Here is a 19,674-nt window from a genome sequence, read left to right on the forward strand (position 1 = left end):
ATCTATTTATATCTTAGTTATATCGGCTATGACAATAAAACAAATGAAATGCACAAAGGATACTCTTAAAGAAGAATATTTTATTTTACAATTACTAATAAAGTCCATATCATTATATACCAAAGCAAAAAATAACTTATATTTGTATAATATAACCCACTTATTACTAATAGATTTCCACTTCAATGGCTATTTATATGCCATGCCATAATTAACTAAAGCATAGCTATTACATTCTATCAATTTATAAATACAAGATTCTTTAATTGCCTAAGCAGCTTCAAAATGATAATTCTTTTTATAATTCTCACATTGATACATTTATAAAATGTTATAGTTGTTGAGATTGGTTTACATATTTTATTTAATTAATTTATAGTCTTATCCTGCTGTGCTCTCTCCTTATTTTTTTGACTTATATATTTTTCACCTGTTAAATATTCTAACGCCCGTCTTACGACTGTAACAACGGTGTCAATACCGCCAGCTAGGCTAAAAAGCCAATATCTATGACAATATAACCACTCAAGTTCTTTTGCCCTTTTATCATCATCATTTTGTATTGGTCGCACAAGAAGTTGCGCTATATCTAGCTCTTGATGAAAAATGTAAGATTGCAAGGCATCTGTAAAATAATCATGAAATACACGTGAGTTAAATATATCTTTAATATCATCAATAGAACTTATAAGTTTATCCATTGTCTCGTAGCTAAATTCCTCAAGGCGATTTTTCCTATTTAGCTCTTCTATATGTTGCAAAAATTCTATAAGCTCAAGGAAAACTTTTTCTATATTTGATTGTTGCAATTCTCCATAATCAATCCAATTTTGGCATATTTCAATAGCCTTTTTAAGATTCTTTTCTGAAGCCTCTTTACTTGGTGCTTTAAGTATTATTTTTTCTTTTTTGATTTTTGGTATAAGACTGCAAGCCTCTTTAAAAGACATCTCTATAGTGCCCCTAATCCTAGCTCCTCCCTCTGTAGCATTTATTACTTCAATCTTATATGGTGTATTGGCAATATCTTTTTCATAAAAATTCAAAAAAAGCCTCCAAATCTCTGTTGTCTCTATAACGCCACCGCCACCATATTTTTCAACAAATATCTTTTGCTCCTTTGGCTTAATTTCATTTTCTCCATACAATGCACCTTTGGAATGACTAGACCCATCTTCGCCAAAAGCTAAATCTTGTCCAATCAATATGCAACGTTTGAATTGAGAATGCACTACAAGCTCATAAGCCATATTTGCTGCGCTCATGCCTATTCCTAAATATCCATATTCGTAAAAATTAAATAAAGTCGTATAGCCAAATGGACGAAAACTAAATTGCTTTATTCCATCTGTAATAGCATGTATCGTATCCTCATGTACTATAGAGGTAAGAGAAAATATCACATCTTTTTGCGCCTCTTTTGGCGTATCTGTATAGAATTTTGCACTTTCTTTAACTCTTTCAAGAGAAAATACAATATCAGGTTTTATTCCATGACTATATAAAATAGGAAAGCTAGCATCAATACAAAATAATGTAGCATATGGGGCAATTTCTTTAAGCTGATCTAGTTGTTTATATAAGCTAGGACCTGTGGAGACTATTATTGCCGTGTCTCTTCCTTTAAGCTGATTATTAATCTCTACAAGAGATGGTGAAAAAAGCGAGTGCTTCATATTCTCTATATGCTGCTTAATTCCAATAATTGCATCTCTTGTATCATTTCCAACACTAACTACATTATGCTCTATTGCCTGCACAAAATCCTTATTAATACGAATTATCTCCTCTTGGTATCTTTCATAGTAATCATTTGGCAATAATAAATCATAAACTTTTGAATATATCTTAGAGAATTTATCCATATCAAATAAGGAATTAACCATATGAAAATTACATGTAGGAGAATGCAGCAAAATAAAACGATTGTTATAAATATCCTCGCTAAAGTCAATGAGGTTTAGAACAATATAGATAATCTCTAATTCTGGCTCTATGACTACAATACGTTTTAAAATCTCACTACCAAACATCATTTTATATAAAATTCCATTTCCTAAACCATAGGCATACAGATATGGATAGTATCGATAGATTTCATATTCCTTCAGTTTGTTTAAGTTTTCTTGCAAAGGATCTCTTTTGTATAATGGCGTGGAGTTTGAGATTTCAATTATATTAAAGTTTGCGCTATCACTTCCCATGAATACTTCGTATTTGCTATTTGTCTCTATTGACAATAAATTATAAAACAACAAAGGATCCCGATAACTTAGAGCATGTAAATTTTGCTGATAGATTAGATTTTGATCAATTTGAGCATGTTGTGTATTTATATCTCCTAGCGATTGCAGCAAATCATTAGAAGTTTTCAATCCTTGTAAAATTTTAGAATCTAAAATACTATTTTGATTTTTTGTTGTTATGAAATTATCATTAATGTTATTATTTATATTAGGTGTTGTTTGTGCAATGTTATTCTTAGCATTTGTATTTGCCATATTTCCCTCATTTTCCTCTTAGTTGTTCGTGTCCTAGATTCTACACAGATTCTAGTCTAGCGCGTAACATGTTTTTAAAGTCTAACTTATATTTTAGGCAATAGATTCTATTTTAGATTACACATGATAGTTTGGTGCTTCTTTGGTAATTACTACATCATGGACATGACTCTCTCTTAATCCAGCCGATGTGATTTCAACAAAGCGAGCCCTTTCCCATAGAGAAACCATATCTACAGCACCCAAATATCCCATGCAAGATCTAAGTCCGCCTGTTAATTGATTAAGCACAGAGGCTATCTTACCACGATATGGAACTCTGCCCTCTATACCCTCTGGGACTAGCTTATCTTGAGCTATGCCATCTTGAAAATATCTATCACTACTTCCCTTTTGCATTGCTCCAATGCTTCCCATGCCGCGATAACTCTTATATTGCCTACCTTGAAATATAACTAGATCTCCAGGGCTTTCTTCTGTGCCTGCCAACAACGAGCCAATCATTACACTTGACGCTCCAACAGCTAAGGCTTTAGCTACATCGCCACTATACTTTATACCACCATCTGCGATAATTGGGATATTATGCTCTTTAGCAACACGAGCGCAACCATCGATAGCAGAAACTTGAGGCATACCAACACCAGCTACAATTCTTGTTGTGCATATACTACCTGGCCCAATACCTACTTTCACCGCATCAGCTCCGGCTAATATTAAATCCTTAGTAGCTTCAGGTGTTACAACATTTCCAACTATCACATCAATATCTGTTTTTAATTTGATTTCTTTTAGCGTATCAATTACATTCTTTGAGTGTCCATGTGCGGAATCTAAAACCAAAACATCTACACCAGCCTTAGCAAGTTCCAATGCCCTATCAATTTGTTTTACACCAACAGCCGCACCAACTCGCAACCTGCCCATGAAGTCTTTATTTGCTTGTGGATATTCAATACATTTTTGTATATCTTTGATTGTAATTAAGCCTTTCAAGACATTATTACTATCAACTAGAGGTAATTTTTCTATGCGATTTTTATGCATAATATCCTTTGCATGTTCCAAGCTAATATCTACATTTGCAGTAATTAATGGTGGTTTTGTCATTACCTCGCCTACTCTCTTATTAAAATTTGTCTCAAATCTTGTATCTCTATTAGTTAAGATTCCAATTAATACTCCATTTGAATCTACAACGGGCACACCAGAAATGCTGTAATTCCTCATAATCTCTTCTGCATCTTGAAGTGTTTTATCTTCTGTTATAAAAACAGGATCATTTACTATTCCACTCTCACTCTTTTTTACCTTGCGTATTTGAGCAGCTTGAGATTCTATATCCATATTTTTGTGAATGATTCCAATGCCGCCTAGTCTTGCCATAGCGATAGCAGATTTGTATTCTGTTACTGTATCCATAGCAGCACTGACAAATGGAATATTTAGGCTTATATTCTTTGTTAGCATAGACTGTATATTTACATTCTTTGGTAGAACTTCAGAGTAAGCTGGAACGAGTAAAATATCTTCGAATGTTAGAGCCCTAGTGATTAGATTCATATTACGCCTTTTTGTGGAATTTAGTTGTGATTCTACTTAACTTATAATAATGATTAGATGTAAGGGCTATTGCTTCTTGATCTTAGAGTATACTATAGTTTGCAAGATAAAAAACGCTATTCCGCAATCAATACATATATCTGCGAAGTTAAAAATAGGAAAATCAAATTTATAATGCCAATAGATATAATCCACAACACCGCCATGTAAGAATCTATCTAAAACATTTGAAATTCCACCGCCTAACATAAACGCAAAAGCTAGATAATGTTGCAAAAAAAGCTCCTTTTGCAAATAAAGTAATGTGAATACGACAAACAAAAAACCAACTTGTATAAACTTAAGCCATTCGCCAAGAGACGTAAGAAATGAAAACGCAACTCCAGTGTTATACACCAATGCTATTGATATGACTTCACCATGGGCTATCATTACAAAGTCATTAATATCTCTTGGATTAGCAATAGATATACAATAAAATTTGATTGCTTGATCAAGTGCTAAAAGAAACATTCCTACAATAAGAAAAATGATTAATTTTTTTATAGGAGATTCTTCACTATGTGCAAGTTGCATTATTGTCCATTATGTTGAATTTGCATAAATATTTATGAATTATAGCAAAGCAAACAAAAGGATTTATAACCACTACAATACATAAAGGCTTAACGCGTAAGCAATAGGGCTTTATATAAGATATAATCCTAGCTTCAATCAATCCATTTTCAAAGAGACAATTATGAATTACCTTGCACAAACTCGCAGCAATGATGAAACATACAAAACATTTAGTGATGCTATCCTAGACCCAAATGCTAAGTTAGGTGGACTTTATACATTTAACAATATTAAGCCTTTTAGTGATTTTACTTGGCTTAAGAAAGCTAGCTATGTAGATATATGCAATAAAGTTTTTTCACAACTAGGCATTATTGATATAAACTCAAACAATATTTCTTCATATATACAAATAGCTTTAAAAAGCTATGATTCATTTCGACACAAAGAAATATGCCCACTTGTAAATATTTCTCCGAATCTATATTGCCTAGAACTTTATCATGGACCAACCTTTGCATTTAAAGATATGGCACTACAACCTTTTTCAAAATTGCTAGATTCCCTAGCTAGTAGCCAAAAGCAAAAATATCTTATTCTTAGTGCTACAAGCGGAGATACAGGACCTGCTACATTGCAAGGTTTTGCAGATTCTACTAATATACGCGCTATTTGTATTTATCCAAAGGGTGGAACAAGTGAGGTGCAACGGTTACAAATGACCACTCAAGATGCTAAGAATCTAAAGGTGTTTGGCATACAAGGAGATTTTGATATGGCACAAAACTCCTTAAAGCTCTTATTAAGAAAACAGAGCTTTCGTGAAAATCTTACTAATATGGGATATGCTCTAAGTGCAGCAAACTCTGTTAATATCGGACGCATAGCATTTCAGATTATTTATTACTTCGTGATTGCTAGGGATCTATATTTGCAAGGAATACAAGAGTTTAGCATCATTGTGCCTAGTGGAAATTTCGGCAACGCGCTTGCTGGATTTTTCGCAAAACAGCTTGGTTTGCAAATTACAAAACTCTGTATAGCATCAAATCCAAATGATATTTTAAGCGAATTTTTCAACACAGGCATATATGACTTGCGCAATAAGATTCTAAAACAATCATACTCTCCGGCTATGGATATTCTAAAAAGCTCTAATATAGAGAGATTGCTCTTTGCCTTATTTGGTGCTAATAGAACAAGGCAATGTATGGAATCTTTAGATAAAGATTTAATATTTTCGCTCACAAAAGAAGAGCTTAAGACTTTACAAACATTATTTGAAGCGCATAGCTTTGATGATTCTTCTTGCCTTATTGGAATCAAGAAAGCCTTTAATCAAGGTTATGTAATTGATCCACATACAAGCAATGCCTATTTGTTCGCCAAATTAAGAGAAAGCTCTATTAATGGGCAAACACAAGTCATTTTATCTACTGCATATTTTGCTAAATTCGCAAAAACTACACTTAAGGCATTAAAAGGGGATTCTGATAGAATAAAATCTATAGGAGATTTAGAAGCATTGAAAGAAATACAAAAAGAAATCCGAAACAACATAAATCCAAACTTCACATTAGAATCTAACATCACATCTTTGTTTAATAAGTCAGAAATACATACACATACATACCATATAGAGGATTTAGAGCAAGAGATTTTAAATTTCTGCAAAGATTAAAAAGATTGATATCTCTTAACAAGATACTTTCTTAACCCTTTTAGGGGCTTATCCCATCGATTTGGAGATTCTTGGATAAATAATTTTACCTTATCATACCATATAGTGCCATTATTTGCCCCTATCCTTCCCCAACGCCAATCATGTTTTTTATGCAACAATACAAGAGTCTCCACGCCAAGAGTAGCACTTAGGTGAGCTATGGCTGAATCAATGCTTATCACAATGTCTAAATTCTTAATGATTAGCGCACTATCTAGGAAATTTCTAATGTATTTGGACATATCTATTACGCCATATTCATCTGCCAAATCCAAATCAAACCCTTCATATTGCAGGCTAATATATTTCATTCCATTTCTTGGAAGAGCTTCTAGAAGCTTCTTTGGATATATAGACTTCTTACGCGCATCTTGGAAGTTGGGATTTGAGCTAAAATTCAGCCCTACCCTAAGTATCTTATTGGGATTCTTATTTATTGAATCTAGCTTATTATGTTTTAACCTAGTTTTTTTGTTGATATTAATTTTATAACTTGTATAAGTCTTGGCATGTTTAAGAGATAGATTATCTTGCTTTGGTAGATTGTAGGATTGCAAAATTGTATTCATAGAAATTGAATTGGTATTGTCATTTTTAATAAGCAAATTGGCATCTTGATTGTTAGAATCATCGATTAAAGATGGTTTAGCTTCAGTATCATTTAATATTCCTAAATGATGCTTTATATTTGATTCTATTTGTTTATTGTCTGAACTATTTAAATATTTTTTTAACAAATCCGAAAATTCGGACAATGATTCCCTAATACTTGCAGAATCTGCAAGTAAAAAAGCAAGACTTGGCATAGGAATGGATATGTCATAATCTTGTGAAATACTAGTCTTAACATCTAAACCAAAGCATGAAAACAAAAGTTCTAACTCTTTAGATACGAATATGGTTTTTGCCCTACATACAAGTCTAGGAATAAATCTAGCAAACATGATACTATCACCAAATCCTTGTTCATGATATATAGCTATCTTCTTATCTCTTATGAATGTAAGTAGGCTATCCCTATTATCCAAACCAAAATCAAGAAAATGTCTAGGAAAGCTATTTGCTCTTATTTGTGCTAAAAGATTTCTTCTATACTCATATAATGGAAATCCACTATTAAAATCCTCTATGCTAAGCAACAAATATGCAAGATTTATAATATATCTCACATCAGCATGAATAGAAATTGCATTGATATATTTTTGCCTTGCTTGCTCAATATTGCCTGACACCCACAATGTATTTGCATAATTGAAATAAAAGTTAGAATCTTTGTTATATATAGGCTCTAGCTTTTTATATATCTCAAGTGCAAAATCCATCTTACCTAACTCTGAATAGATTTGTGCAAGATTAATGCCCGCATCATCTACGCCACCCTCATAAGCTAGTAAATAATATTTTAACGCCGTTTTTATACTGCCAATAGCAGCTTGCTGATTTGCTAGATTAAACACCGCATGCATATCACTAGGATTAATTTGAATAGCAATTGCATAATGCTTGATTGATTGCTCATAGTCGTGCAAATCTGCATAACATTTTGCTAGGTTGAAATGCAAATTTCCATCTTCTCTTGGAAGAAAACCATTAAGCAAGGCTATTGCCTGCAATGTCATATTATTGCGTCTATAAAACTCTGCCAAATTTACAGATAGCGAAAAGGCATTATCCCCGCCACTTATCTTATCTATTTTTAGTGCTTCTTGTAAACATTCAATAGCTTCATCTCTTCTTCCCAATTTTTCATAACTTAGCGCGCATAAGCTCCAAGCTTCTATATTTTCTATATTATTTTTAATTATTTTTAGGCAGAATTCTGCACATTTAGCATATTTAGCATTCTTAAAGTGGTGTCGGACAACGTCCATATCCATAAATAACCCTTGTGTAAATAGAATATTAATGATTGCAGTAAAAGCTAAATTAAATAACAATAATTATGTAATTTTCAAAAAATAACATAATCTTGTTTCATTGTTACATCATTAAATCATAACATAATAAAAACAAAGCTTTTTTAGTAAAAAGACAATTGCAATCAAAACTTGTAATTTCAAAGCTAAATTAAGCGATTAAACTAGAAAATGAAACGCTTAGTTATATTTGTAAATTAGTGGCTTATCAGTTAATGCATTTAAGTTGTAACTTACAATAACTATTAATTTACTAATATTTGACAACAAAACATATACAAGAAATAAAAATATGTTTATCTAATATTATAACAACTATAAAAGTAAGATAAATAAATATAACAACGATAAACCCAAACTAGACAAAGAAATAAGCCTAGACTCCTAACTATAACCAAAAAGTTAAATGAGCATGGTAAACAAGATAATAAACACACCACCCACAAAATGCAGGTAGCTCTAGTCCTAAAAAACTGCAAGCACCAATTAATGCACTACAGCCTCACTTATACCTATTCCTGTTTGTGCCCTAAAGTCTTGGGACTTAAAGCCAGATTTATCAATCTTTGCCCTATTGCTATTGTCAATCTTGGAAATAATATAAATAGCCAAGAAAGAAACAGGTATGCTAAAGATTGCTGGGTGTTTATAAGGAAATATTGCTTGATCAAAATGCAAAACACCCACCCACACACTTGGACTTAAGATTACCAATAACAACACAGTTAAAAGTCCTATCAAACCACCATATAACACGCCATTGGTAGTAAGATTTTTCCAATAAATACAAAGTAAAATAATTGGGAAATTTACACTTGCTGCAATAGCAAAAGCCAACCCAACAGTAAATGCTACATTTTGCCCTTGAAATATAATGCCTAACAAGATAGCTAAGATTCCAAGCCCTATAGTAGATCCTTTGGTTACTTTCATTTCAAGAGCAGGATCGCATTTTCCACCTTTTATAACATTCACAAACAAATCATGACTAATTGCAGATGCCCCAGATATGGCAAGCCCAGCTACAACAGCCAAAATAGTAGCAAATGCCACAGCTGATATAAATCCATACAAAACATTGCCACCTAATACCTTTGATAATACAACTGCTTCCATATTTGGCGCAACATTAAATTTCCCATCTGCACCAATGAATTCTGGATTACCAATCAAGAAGGCAATCGCTCCAAAGCCAATTATGAATGTGAGGATATAAAAATATCCTATCAAGCCAGTAGCAAAAAATACAGATTTACGAGCTTCTTTGGCATCTTTGACAGTGAAAAAACGCATTAAAATATGCGGTAATCCAGCAGTTCCAAACATCAAAGCAAGTCCCAAAGATATAGCAGATACAGGATCAGGCAAGAATGTCCCAGGACCCATAATAGCCTCTCCTTTTGAATGATTAGCAATTGCTACTTGGAAGTAATGTTGCAAATCAAAGTTAGTTAAATATAACACCATAATAGCCATAAAAGTAGCTCCGCCAAGCAACAAGCAAGCTTTAATGATTTGCACCCAAGTAGTAGCATGCATTCCACCAAAGGCTACATAGCAAATCATCAAAACTCCTACAATTACTACAGCAGTATTATAAGGTAAGCCAAAAAGCACCTGAATAAGCCCGCCAGCTCCAACCATTTGGGCTATCAAATAAAATATAACAACGCTTAAGCCACTAATAGCAGAAATTGTTCTTACTTTTTTTGATTCCAAACGATAGGCAATAATATCTGCAAATGTATATTTACCTAAATTTCTAAATTTCTCTGCTATTAGAAAAAGAACTATTGGCCAACCAACTAAGAATCCAATCGAATAAATAAGTCCATCAAACCCATTTACAAACACAAGCCCCACAATCCCAAGAAAACTAGCAGCACTCATATAATCTCCAGCAATGGCAATACCATTTTGAACACCTGAAATATTTCCACCTGCTGTATAAAACCCAGAAGCAGACTGAGATTTTTTATTTGAATAATATGTAATACCCAATGTAAATAACACAAATGTTACAAACATGCTAATAGCAATATAATTTATAGGAGCTTTCTCTACATTGCCAACATCAATGCCTGCTGCAAAACTTTGCTCAAGCAGCATAATAAATAAAATATAACCATATTTCTTCTTCATAAATTATCCTTAATTACAAATAAACACCGATATACACAAGTGCAAACAATGTTAGCCTTAAATAAACTATTCTTTCATTTCTTGAATTAGCCCAGTCCTTTCAAGTTCCTCTATAACCTCAGCTTGCTCCTTGTCAAAATACTTATTAGCAAATAATGTATAAAACCCTGTGCTAATGATTGATAAAACTATAATAGATATGCCTACTATGATTCCTAAACTTATAGAACTTGGTCCTAAGCGATATCCAAGCACATCTGGAAAAAATCCTACACTAGCTATAAATGAGTAGTAACAAACAAAAATAACTAATGATAGATATACGGAAAATCTATTCCTAAACGATACGAATTTGTAAAATCTATCTTTCACTTCTTCTTTTGTAGCAAGCGACTTATTCATAAAAACTCCTCAAGCTTTTGTATTTCATGCTTCAATTCAAATTAAAGCTACTTTAAATATATACAAAAATCAAAAAGATTCAAAAAAATATAGCATATAATTGAGTATGTATTATATTTTTGTTGATTAAAGTAACAGTCAAATGTACCTAACTTAGTTAGAAAATAAACAAAGTAACAAAAATACTGAAGTTATATGAAGAACTAAACTAACAATCTATCCCAAAGCACATCGCGTAAATTAACCTTTATGCTATATGTGGTAGCGCGAGAATAAATGTCCAATACCTCGCTAGAATTATCCTTTTGATTTATCCCAATATGAGTGATTAATGGCGGACAAATATGCACTTGAGTGTTGTTTTTGGTCGTGCTAGACTTTCTTGCATAAATCAAAACAAGTGTAGCATCTCTATCTAATCTGGGATACACAAAACGCATAGAATCAACAACTAATCCATGCTCAACAATTAAAGCCATAATTAAAGAAAGATTAAGCGCAGAATAGCAAAAAAATAGCCTGCCATTTGGTTTTAAAACTCTACTAGCGCAAGCTAGCAATATATCTAGTGGTAAAAAATTATTCTGCCTTGCCTCTGACTTTAGTCTATCTTGAGAATGTGTTATGCAGGAATCATAAAATGGAGGATTGGATATGACAATATCAAAGTTCTGCCATAAATATCTAGTGGATATGTTCTCATTTAATATGATATATTCGTTATTGTTGAATCTAGACTGAACATTGTCCTTAGCGATGTCATAGGTCCCTATGCTTCGTTTTACAGAGAATGATTCCATATTTGCCTCATTAAGCAACAATTCACATTCTCCTAAAATAAAACAAGCTTCAAGTCTATTAATCATAGCATTTTTAGTGCTAAGCAGGAAATATTCTCTTTGCCTTTCAATACCAAAGAGTCTAATTCTACTCTCCCTGGCACAAAGTAAACCCAAGATCCCACTACCGCTACCAATATCTAAGACTTTAATATTAGTCCTAAGATATTTCCTAAGGAAATCCCATAAAAATAATGTATCACTGTTGTAACAATATCCCTCCGAAATTTGATAGATACTTAATCTTTTAAGCATATCCTTCCTTGATAAGCCAATAAATAATATTTTGCTTAGAATCAATATTTGCATTGTTGTTTAATTTATAAGAATGTGGCAGTAAGCTTGAATATGCAAGCATAAAACCATTCATATTAAATATATCACAAGCCTCCATTAGAGCATCTTGACTAATCCTATTAAGACTATTTGATATGAAATTAGGTGGTATAGCAAGAGTTGGCGCAATATAACCTAGAATACAGTCAATGCTAAAGTTATTTTTATAACGCATAGATTCCTTGAGCAATAAACTACAAAAGCTAAACCCCCCCTCAATCACAATAAAACCAGAACTAGGAAGCTCATCTATGCTTCGCGCTATATGCACCTTTCTATCTGGGTTATCCATGATATGAAAACTCTTTAAATCTTCTAGCTTTATGGTTTTACTAAGAATAAATATTTCAGGTAATTTAGAGCTATAAGGAACGGTGCCAAAGCGAGTATCAAGCAATGGGTTATCAACTCGCAAAGTCTCGCCAGAAATAACGATGTAATCAGCCACACAGCGCATATTGTGAGTGAAGATTCTAGAATCCATGTTACTAATTGCACCACCATGATATGTTCCATCTAGCCTATGGGCAACCTTAAACAATGTAAAACTAGATTTTTTTTGCCATGTTAGAAATGGATAAAGCAATTTTCTAGCCTCTGTCTCTAATACATGAGATATGATATTAATATTACCTAATGTCTTAAATCCTCCACTAGCATCAGGGGTTGGATCAGAACAAGCTACAATAATCTTATTTGGTTTCAACTCTGCTAGGAGATTTGCACAAGGTGGAGTTTTACCATAATGGTTACATGGCTCAAGTGTTACAAAAATATTACAATCATGAAATATTCCACTAGAAAATAAAATCAGAAAATCATGAATGATTCTAGAATCCATCTCCAATTCAAAGCATTCAATAATAGAGTTAGCAAAACTATCTAAACTAGATTTAGAACATGATGGATAGCACTCTAGCAAATATTCCTTATTGGCTACAAAAGCTTGTGTGAGATTTTGTGCCTTATTTGAATCATGTCTAAAGAAGTATATCAAGGCCTCCTTGCAAGCTATTACCTCTGCATGTGGCATACCAGCCTTATAATGTGCACCAAGTGCCACTATTTCACCATTAGCAACAATTAAGGCGGCTACTGCTGGATTAGGAAGTGTTAATGTTTGAAATTGCCAAGCATAGCTAATGGCAATATTCATAAATATAGAATAAGAATCCATGAGTACCTCAATCAGCGTAATAAAATGATAAATTGCGTATTGTAACCAAATTACTAGCTTTTTATTAAGAACACTCTCAAAGAATAGCGATATATAAATCCTAAGATTATTTGAATTATTCATAACATCTTATTTGCTATAATTTTTAGAAATGGTTGGTTTTTTCTGTATAATATCTAGCAATCTCTAGTGGTTTTAAGGAATTTCATAATCTCAATGATCAAGATAGCAAGCATAAAACCAATTTTGCATTTTTATCAGGATGATAAATCTGGAACAAACACATTATATTGTGCCATGCAAACCCATAACACTAAAAAAAATTTGCTAGAAATTAGAAACTTAAATGTGTCATTTTTTAGGCATATTGATTCTAGAGGTAATAATGATAAAGAAATATTTGGATTAAAGAATTTATCTCTATCGCTTAATTATGGCGAAAGGATTGGAATAGCAGGAGAGAGTGGCAGCGGGAAGAGTTTATTAATGCGAGTTATTATGGGATTGGAGAATCAGATATATCTAGATGGAGGTAGCATATACTTTGATAATAAAGATATTTTTGCATTACAAGAATGGATACCTGCAAAATGCATATCAAACAAAAAAAATCTTAAAATAGAGAAAAGTCATTTAAATACACAAGAACCACTAAATACAGAACAAGACTCTATAAATAAGCCAACTAACAACACTTCATTTAAAAGACGTAAAAAGTTTGTATTTGGCACAAGCAAGCCTATGCAAGCATTGCTTGGAAAGGATATATCATATATCCCACAAGATACATTAAGTGCGTTAAATCCCACATCTAAGGTATTTAAACAAATAGAGGAAGTTTTGCTCCTACATAACAATATCTCACTTGATAGTGAGCAAAGCATAAACACAGCACACGAACATACAAAAAAAATGCGAAGAAGATACATCATAGCAACAGCAAAAAAACTAGATCTAGAACAAGAATTATTAGATAGATTTCCCCATGAGTTAAGCGGCGGTCAAAGACAACGCGTGATAATATGTATGGCTATAATTGGAAAGCCAAAGCTTATTATATGCGATGAGCCAACAACTTCGCTGGATGCAAATCTAAGCTTACAAACGATAAAACTATTAAAGTCAATATCTGAACAAAATAACATAGCTATGCTATTTGTTACACATGATTTAGGATTGCTTACTCATTTCTGCAATAAGATAATGATTATGAAGAATGGAGAAATTATTGAGACAATCAGCAACATCACAGGCGATATGACAAGACTAGGCAAAACTCATAGCTTTGCTCATAGCTATACAAAAGATCTATTTGAAGCAAATTTTCTTGCGCCAAAATTTTTATTAAAATCAAATACAAATTCCAGCCAAAAACAAAATAAAAATACAGCCAATAGTATGCCTCTAAACGCAATCACAGATGTCATGAGATTAGAAAATTTTAGCGTTGGAATTTATAAAAGTAAACTATTTAGCAGAAATTTCAAAGCAATAACAAAAAACATATCATTGACATTAAAAGCAGGTAAAACACTAGGTATTATAGGTCAAAGTGGCAGCGGAAAAAGCACATTAGCACAAGGCATATTGCATCTTATGCACACACAAGGCAGAGACATTTATTTCGGCAGACAACTATCATATAATGGAAAGTTTAGCAAGCAAGATATTAAGGATTTTAGAAATACAGTTCAAATTGTATTTCAAGATTCCACAAGTGCGCTTAATCCTAGATTTCGCATTCAAGAGCTAGTTAGTGAGGGATTAACACTACGCAAGGCTTCAAAAAATGAAATTAAAAACAACATTGAAGAAATTTTTTCATTTTTGCAGCTTGATATAAGTTTATTATCACGTTATCCAAGGGAGCTAAGTGGCGGACAGAGGCAACGTGTGGCCATTGCTAGAGCAATGGTGTTAAAACCTAAAATCCTAATACTAGATGAGCCAACAAGTGCTCTAGATAAATTCGTGCAAAAAAAGACCTTAAACCTACTGCAAGACATGCAAAACTCATTTAATCTAAGCTACATATTCATTACTCATGATTTAGATGTATTGGCACATATATGCGATGATGTTTTGGTGCTTTATAATGGGGAAATTGTAGAAGCTTGTAACATATATACACTATTGAATAATCCAAAACACAACCATACAAAACAACTAGTAGCAACCTATCAGGGTTATTAATCTTAGCAAGGAGGTATAATTAATGAAAAAGAATGTAGCGTTATTTATTGATTGTGATAGAATTGAAGTAGCTTTCATGAGCGTAATATTTGACTACTTTCGCAACAAAGAATATAATGTTTGTGTAAAGAGGGCATATGTAACAAAGGACACATTAAACTTTTGGTATGATAGATTAGAAAAACAACACTTCAAAGTGGTGCTAGGTAGCTCTCAATCAAATAGTGATTTAAAATTTGCCTTAGACATAGCCAAGGCAATAAATACAGGCAAATATGATAGTATAGCAATAGCTTCAAATTATCGTGAGTTTTCAGTCCTAGCAGGCGAAATACAATCCATGGGACTAGAATCAATTTGCTTTTATCAATATTCTAAAGGTAATGAAGCTTTGCTAAAAAGAGCCTATCATACGGTATACAACCTTGAGCCAAATAGAGAAGAAGATGGCGAACTTGTAGAAGACTTTGATGACGTGTTGGCTGCATTAGAATCTGCTATTGAAGGACTGGATTCTAGCGTGCTTGGAAAAAGACTATCAGATAGCTAATTCGTTCAAACCTAAATAAATAAACAAAACTAGGCAAATCGAGCAATATCGCGCATATTAAGGAAACAAGAAAATTAAGCTTCATAAAACATTAACTCATATATTATTAAGGAGCAAATATGACAGAACCAATAAGAATTTTATTTGGAGTAAGCGACACAGAGGAATGTAAAAAGGCGATACCAACGATTATAAAGCTTTTTGCAAAACGTAGTGAAATTGAGCTAACATTACTACATGTCATACCAGAGACAATAGTGCTAGCAGAAAGCGGTATTGTAGATTATGCGTCCTTAGAGCATTTACAGCAAGAAGAATCAAATGAGATTCTAAAAGAATTCGCAAAAATATTCAATCAAGAAGGTATAGCATGCAAGAAAATATTGCGTAATGGGAATCCAATTGATGTGGTGCTTGAGATTGCAAACGACTTTGACTTATTAGTTATTGGTGCTAGTGAATCATCTTTGTTGCGCAGAATATTCAATTCTCATCAAAATAGCTTCATAAATTCTTCTCCAATTCCAGTTTTGGTTGCAAAATAACAAGGAAGTTAGATGAATATACTAATCACTGGAGCTAGCTCTGGCTTTGGAATGGAACTAGCATTTAAATATGCAAATGAGTTAAATAATGTAACTCTATATCTAATAGCAAGGCGCAAGGAAAAATTAGAGGCAGTTCAAGAGCACATAAATGAAATTTCTACTAAAAATAAAAAGAATATACAAGTATACTTGGGAATTGGTGATGTGTGCGATAAAGATTTTGTAAGAAGCTTTGCTAACTCTCTATATATTGACATTCTAGTTAATAACGCTGGCTTAGCTAGGGGTATTGATAGCACAGATAAGATTCCATTTCAAGATTGGGAAGAAATGATTGCAGTAAATATAACCGCTCTAAGCTTTTTAACGCATATCATCCTACCCAACATGCTAAAACAAGGCAGAGGACATATTGTTAATATAGGCTCAATAGCTGGCACATACCCATATTATGGCTCAAGTGTATATGGTGCTAGCAAAGCTTTTGTAAAGCAATTTAGTCGCAATCTACGAGCAGAGTTATATGATAAAAATATACGGGTAACTAATATTGAACCAGGACTTTGTAATGGCAGTGATTTTTCACTTACAAGATTCCATGGAGACAAACAAAAGGCAGATCTGGTCTATGAAAATACAATACCATTAAATGCTAAAGACATAGCGGAGGCTATATTCTGGGCTACAAGTCAGCCCCAACATGTAAATATTAATCACATAGAACTTATGCCAACAACACAAGCAAGCGCAGGCTTAGTGGTGCATAAGAAAAACAAAAAATCATGATTACATAAGCCAAAACATTAAACAAATTCCAATTTCACAACTCAAATCTAATAAAAAGCGGTGAGTAATGCTAAACAAAATATTAATATCATTTATCATATCTAGCCTCGCTATATTTGGGCTAGCCGATTCTATAATTAACATTTCTATTGCAAACAATATAGAATCAAATACCACAACAAAAACACGAAAAAATGAAGATAGTAAACAAATAAAGCAAAATACAAAAGATGAACAAAAAGACATAGACAAAGAACATATAATCATCGTAGAAAATGGCAAAACAGCAATTATTACAACAGAAGAAAAAAATCCGAAACCTCTTAAAATAGGCTCTAAAAATATAGAATGGCTAACGCATCCAAAAGACAAAACAAAACATATAGCAATCATTCCAATTCACTACTATGAGAAAAAACAAGACTTTTCTCTACATATAAACGAAGGGCAAATCTTAAGAGTGAAATATGCTAACTATAAAAAAGAAAATATAAAAGTATCAGACAAAAATAAAGTAACGCCAAATCAAAATAGCAAGGAACGTATAGAAAAAGAGAGACAAGAAGCAATAGCTATATATAAGGTCAAAACAAAGACACGCTATTGGAATCTGCCTTTTGTTTATCCTATAGAAAGCAAGATAACAAGCCCATTTGGTTCTGCTAGAGTATTTAATGGCGAAGTGAAAAGTTATCATGGTGGAACAGATTTTCGTGCTAGCATTGGTAGAGATATTAAAGCCATTAACGATGGAGTAGTAGTCATTGCTAAAGATAGATTCCTAGCAGGAAAGTCTGTAGTAATAGATCATGGTGAAGGGATATATAGTCAATATTACCATTGTAGTGATATAAATGTAAAAGTAGGAGATAAGGTTAAAAAATCCCAAGTCATTGCATTAAGCGGTGATACAGGTAGAGTAAGTGCACCACATTTACACTTTGGAATCATGATAAACTCCATACAAATAGACCCATTACACTTTATTGAGAGTATGAATGCCCTATAATATATAACCTATAATTTTTAAATGTTTGTCTAAATAAAACTATAATAAAGGTGCAAATATACATAATGTAAATACAAAGCTAAGTGGTGGAATAAAATTAAACAAAATGACATGGCGAGAATAAAAACACAAAATAAACTAAAGGAGGATTTTCATGCAAAATAGCTTCCTAAACAGAGCCTTTAATGTGCACAGTAATGAGATAAAACTAATTATTACAGCATTTTTATTTATGTTTTTAATCTTTACTTCATATTCATTGTTACGTCCCTTAAGAGATAGTATGGGATTAACAGGAGGCACAAGAGATTTGAAATGGCTCTTTGCATCTACATTTATTGCTACTCTAATTGGCTCACTACTTGCTATGTGGATTAGCTCAATATGCAAACGCAAACATTATATCAATGTCATTTTTGGATTCTTTATAGTGAATCTCATTATATTTTATATTTGTTTCATAATTTTCCATCATGATAGTGATGGCTTTGTTTGGTTAGCCCGCACATTTTTTGTATGGACATCGCTTTTTATTATGTTTATCTTAAGCACAGCATGGAGTTTGATGAGCGATATTTTTAGCAGAGAGCAAAGTCAAAGGCTATTTGGCATAGTTGCCGCTGGAGTTAGTCTAGGAGGAGTTAGTGGCTCTGTCATCGTAAGTTTGCTCGTTAAAGAAATTGGCATAGATTCTTTGGTTCTGTGTTCAGCCCTGCTTTTATTCATTGCATCAATATTAAAAAATATTTTACTTAATCAAATAAAAAGTAAAGATGGATTCTCAGATAGATTTGATAAGCCATTAAGTGCTAAGAATCCTTTTATAGGTTTTAAAATTCTATTGTCTTCTAAGTATTTATTGATGTTTGCACTTTTTATCATACTGCTTTCCTCTACAACAACATTTCTTTATCTTGAACAAGCCCGTATTGTAGAGCTAAATTTTCATTCTAAGGAGGAGCGTACTGTAGCATTTGCCAATATAAACCTAGTTGTGCAAATCTTATCACTAATAGGACAACTTTTCCTTACAGGAGCGGTTGCAAAAAGACTAGGAATACAATTCTTATTATGCTTTATACCATTCTTATTATCGGCATGCTTTGTTGTGCTATGCTTTACTCACCCTGCATTCTTACCATTTGTAATTGTACTTGCATTGCGAAATGTCGGAGAATATACACTTATTAAGCCTGCTAGAGAAATGCTATTTGTGCCATTAGATGGAGATTCTAAATATAAAGTCAAGAATTTTTTAGATACAGTGGTGTATAGAGGTGGGGACGCATTTAGTGCTCAGATTGAGAGTTTGGTAGCAAATCAAGGAATACAAGTAGCATTATTAAGTGGAGCAAGTTGCGCCTTTCTATGGGGATTATGCGGATTATTGCTTGGCAGAAAATATAAAAATAAGCAATTTAACTAACACAT

15 protein-coding genes are annotated in these 19,674 nt (G+C 32.7%); 7 read left to right on the top strand and 8 right to left on the bottom strand.

Features of this window, described 5'->3' with window-relative positions:
- Positions 1–368 precede the first annotated feature (368 nt).
- The 3 genes from LS73_RS05800 to lspA all read right to left on the bottom strand — a co-directional run bounded on the left by LS73_RS05800 (position 369) and on the right by lspA (position 4,640).
- On the bottom strand, positions 369–2,501 hold the full coding sequence (locus LS73_RS05800; protein ID WP_104692156.1) for a motility associated factor glycosyltransferase family protein: 2,133 nt from the start codon (positions 2,499–2,501) through the stop codon (positions 369–371).
- A gap of 117 nt (positions 2,502–2,618) precedes the next feature.
- Positions 2,619–4,064: an IMP dehydrogenase gene (gene guaB / locus LS73_RS05805; protein ID WP_104692155.1), complete on the bottom strand. Its 1,446-nt coding sequence runs from the start codon at positions 4,062–4,064 to the stop codon at positions 2,619–2,621.
- A gap of 66 nt (positions 4,065–4,130) precedes the next feature.
- On the bottom strand, positions 4,131–4,640 hold the full coding sequence (lspA, locus tag LS73_RS05810) for a signal peptidase II (protein ID WP_034558352.1): 510 nt from the start codon (positions 4,638–4,640) through the stop codon (positions 4,131–4,133).
- 163 nt (positions 4,641–4,803) lie between these two features.
- On the opposite strand from lspA, the gene thrC reads away from it, so the two are divergent.
- Complete coding sequence (thrC, locus tag LS73_RS05815; RefSeq protein ID WP_034558353.1) at positions 4,804–6,303, top strand: threonine synthase; 1,500 nt, start codon at positions 4,804–4,806, stop codon at positions 6,301–6,303.
- Here the strand turns inward: thrC and LS73_RS05820 are convergent.
- From LS73_RS05820 to ribD, 5 genes are all read right to left on the bottom strand, one after another.
- Entirely contained in the window at positions 6,300–8,222 is a 1,923-nt protein-coding gene (locus LS73_RS05820; RefSeq protein ID WP_034558355.1) for a tetratricopeptide repeat protein, read from the bottom strand. The genes thrC and LS73_RS05820 overlap by 4 nt on opposite strands.
- Before the next feature lie 525 nt (positions 8,223–8,747).
- Positions 8,748–10,370 (bottom strand): cation acetate symporter, encoded by a 1,623-nt coding sequence (locus tag LS73_RS05825; protein WP_407918755.1) that lies wholly within the window; start codon positions 10,368–10,370, stop codon positions 8,748–8,750.
- A gap of 99 nt (positions 10,371–10,469) precedes the next feature.
- Positions 10,470–10,805 (bottom strand): DUF485 domain-containing protein, encoded by a 336-nt coding sequence (locus LS73_RS05830; RefSeq protein WP_034558359.1) that lies wholly within the window; start codon positions 10,803–10,805, stop codon positions 10,470–10,472.
- Positions 10,806–11,008: 203 nt separating this feature from the next.
- On the bottom strand, positions 11,009–11,899 hold the full coding sequence (locus tag LS73_RS05835; RefSeq protein ID WP_034558361.1) for a tRNA1(Val) (adenine(37)-N6)-methyltransferase: 891 nt from the start codon (positions 11,897–11,899) through the stop codon (positions 11,009–11,011).
- Positions 11,892–13,280 (bottom strand): bifunctional diaminohydroxyphosphoribosylaminopyrimidine deaminase/5-amino-6-(5-phosphoribosylamino)uracil reductase RibD, encoded by a 1,389-nt coding sequence (gene ribD, locus LS73_RS05840; protein ID WP_052089727.1) that lies wholly within the window; start codon positions 13,278–13,280, stop codon positions 11,892–11,894. The genes LS73_RS05835 and ribD overlap by 8 nt, the downstream gene beginning before the upstream one ends.
- Positions 13,281–13,373: 93 nt before the next feature.
- On the opposite strand from ribD, the gene LS73_RS05845 reads away from it, so the two are divergent.
- The 6 genes from LS73_RS05845 (at position 13,374) to LS73_RS05870 (ending at position 19,669) form a co-directional block, all read left to right on the top strand.
- The gene (locus tag LS73_RS05845) at positions 13,374–15,350 is read left to right on the top strand and encodes an ATP-binding cassette domain-containing protein (protein WP_104692154.1); all 1,977 of its coding nucleotides are present in this window, start codon (positions 13,374–13,376) and stop codon (positions 15,348–15,350) included.
- Between the two features lie 22 nt (positions 15,351–15,372).
- Entirely contained in the window at positions 15,373–15,900 is a 528-nt protein-coding gene (locus tag LS73_RS05850; protein ID WP_052089732.1) for an NYN domain-containing protein, read from the top strand.
- A gap of 119 nt (positions 15,901–16,019) precedes the next feature.
- Complete coding sequence (locus LS73_RS05855; protein ID WP_034558363.1) at positions 16,020–16,445, top strand: universal stress protein; 426 nt, start codon at positions 16,020–16,022, stop codon at positions 16,443–16,445.
- A 12-nt stretch (positions 16,446–16,457) separates the two neighbouring features.
- On the top strand, positions 16,458–17,234 hold the full coding sequence (locus LS73_RS05860) for an SDR family NAD(P)-dependent oxidoreductase (RefSeq protein WP_034558365.1): 777 nt from the start codon (positions 16,458–16,460) through the stop codon (positions 17,232–17,234).
- A gap of 67 nt (positions 17,235–17,301) precedes the next feature.
- Entirely contained in the window at positions 17,302–18,243 is a 942-nt protein-coding gene (gene pgp3, locus LS73_RS05865; protein WP_081955601.1) for a peptidoglycan metallopeptidase Pgp3, read from the top strand.
- A gap of 154 nt (positions 18,244–18,397) precedes the next feature.
- Complete coding sequence (locus LS73_RS05870) at positions 18,398–19,669, top strand: NTP/NDP exchange transporter (RefSeq protein ID WP_104692153.1); 1,272 nt, start codon at positions 18,398–18,400, stop codon at positions 19,667–19,669.
- The last annotated feature ends 5 nt before the right edge of the window (positions 19,670–19,674 follow it).

Origin of the sequence: Helicobacter muridarum, assembly GCF_000765805.2 — a bacterium.
GTDB lineage: Bacteria > Campylobacterota > Campylobacteria > Campylobacterales > Helicobacteraceae > Helicobacter_A > Helicobacter_A muridarum.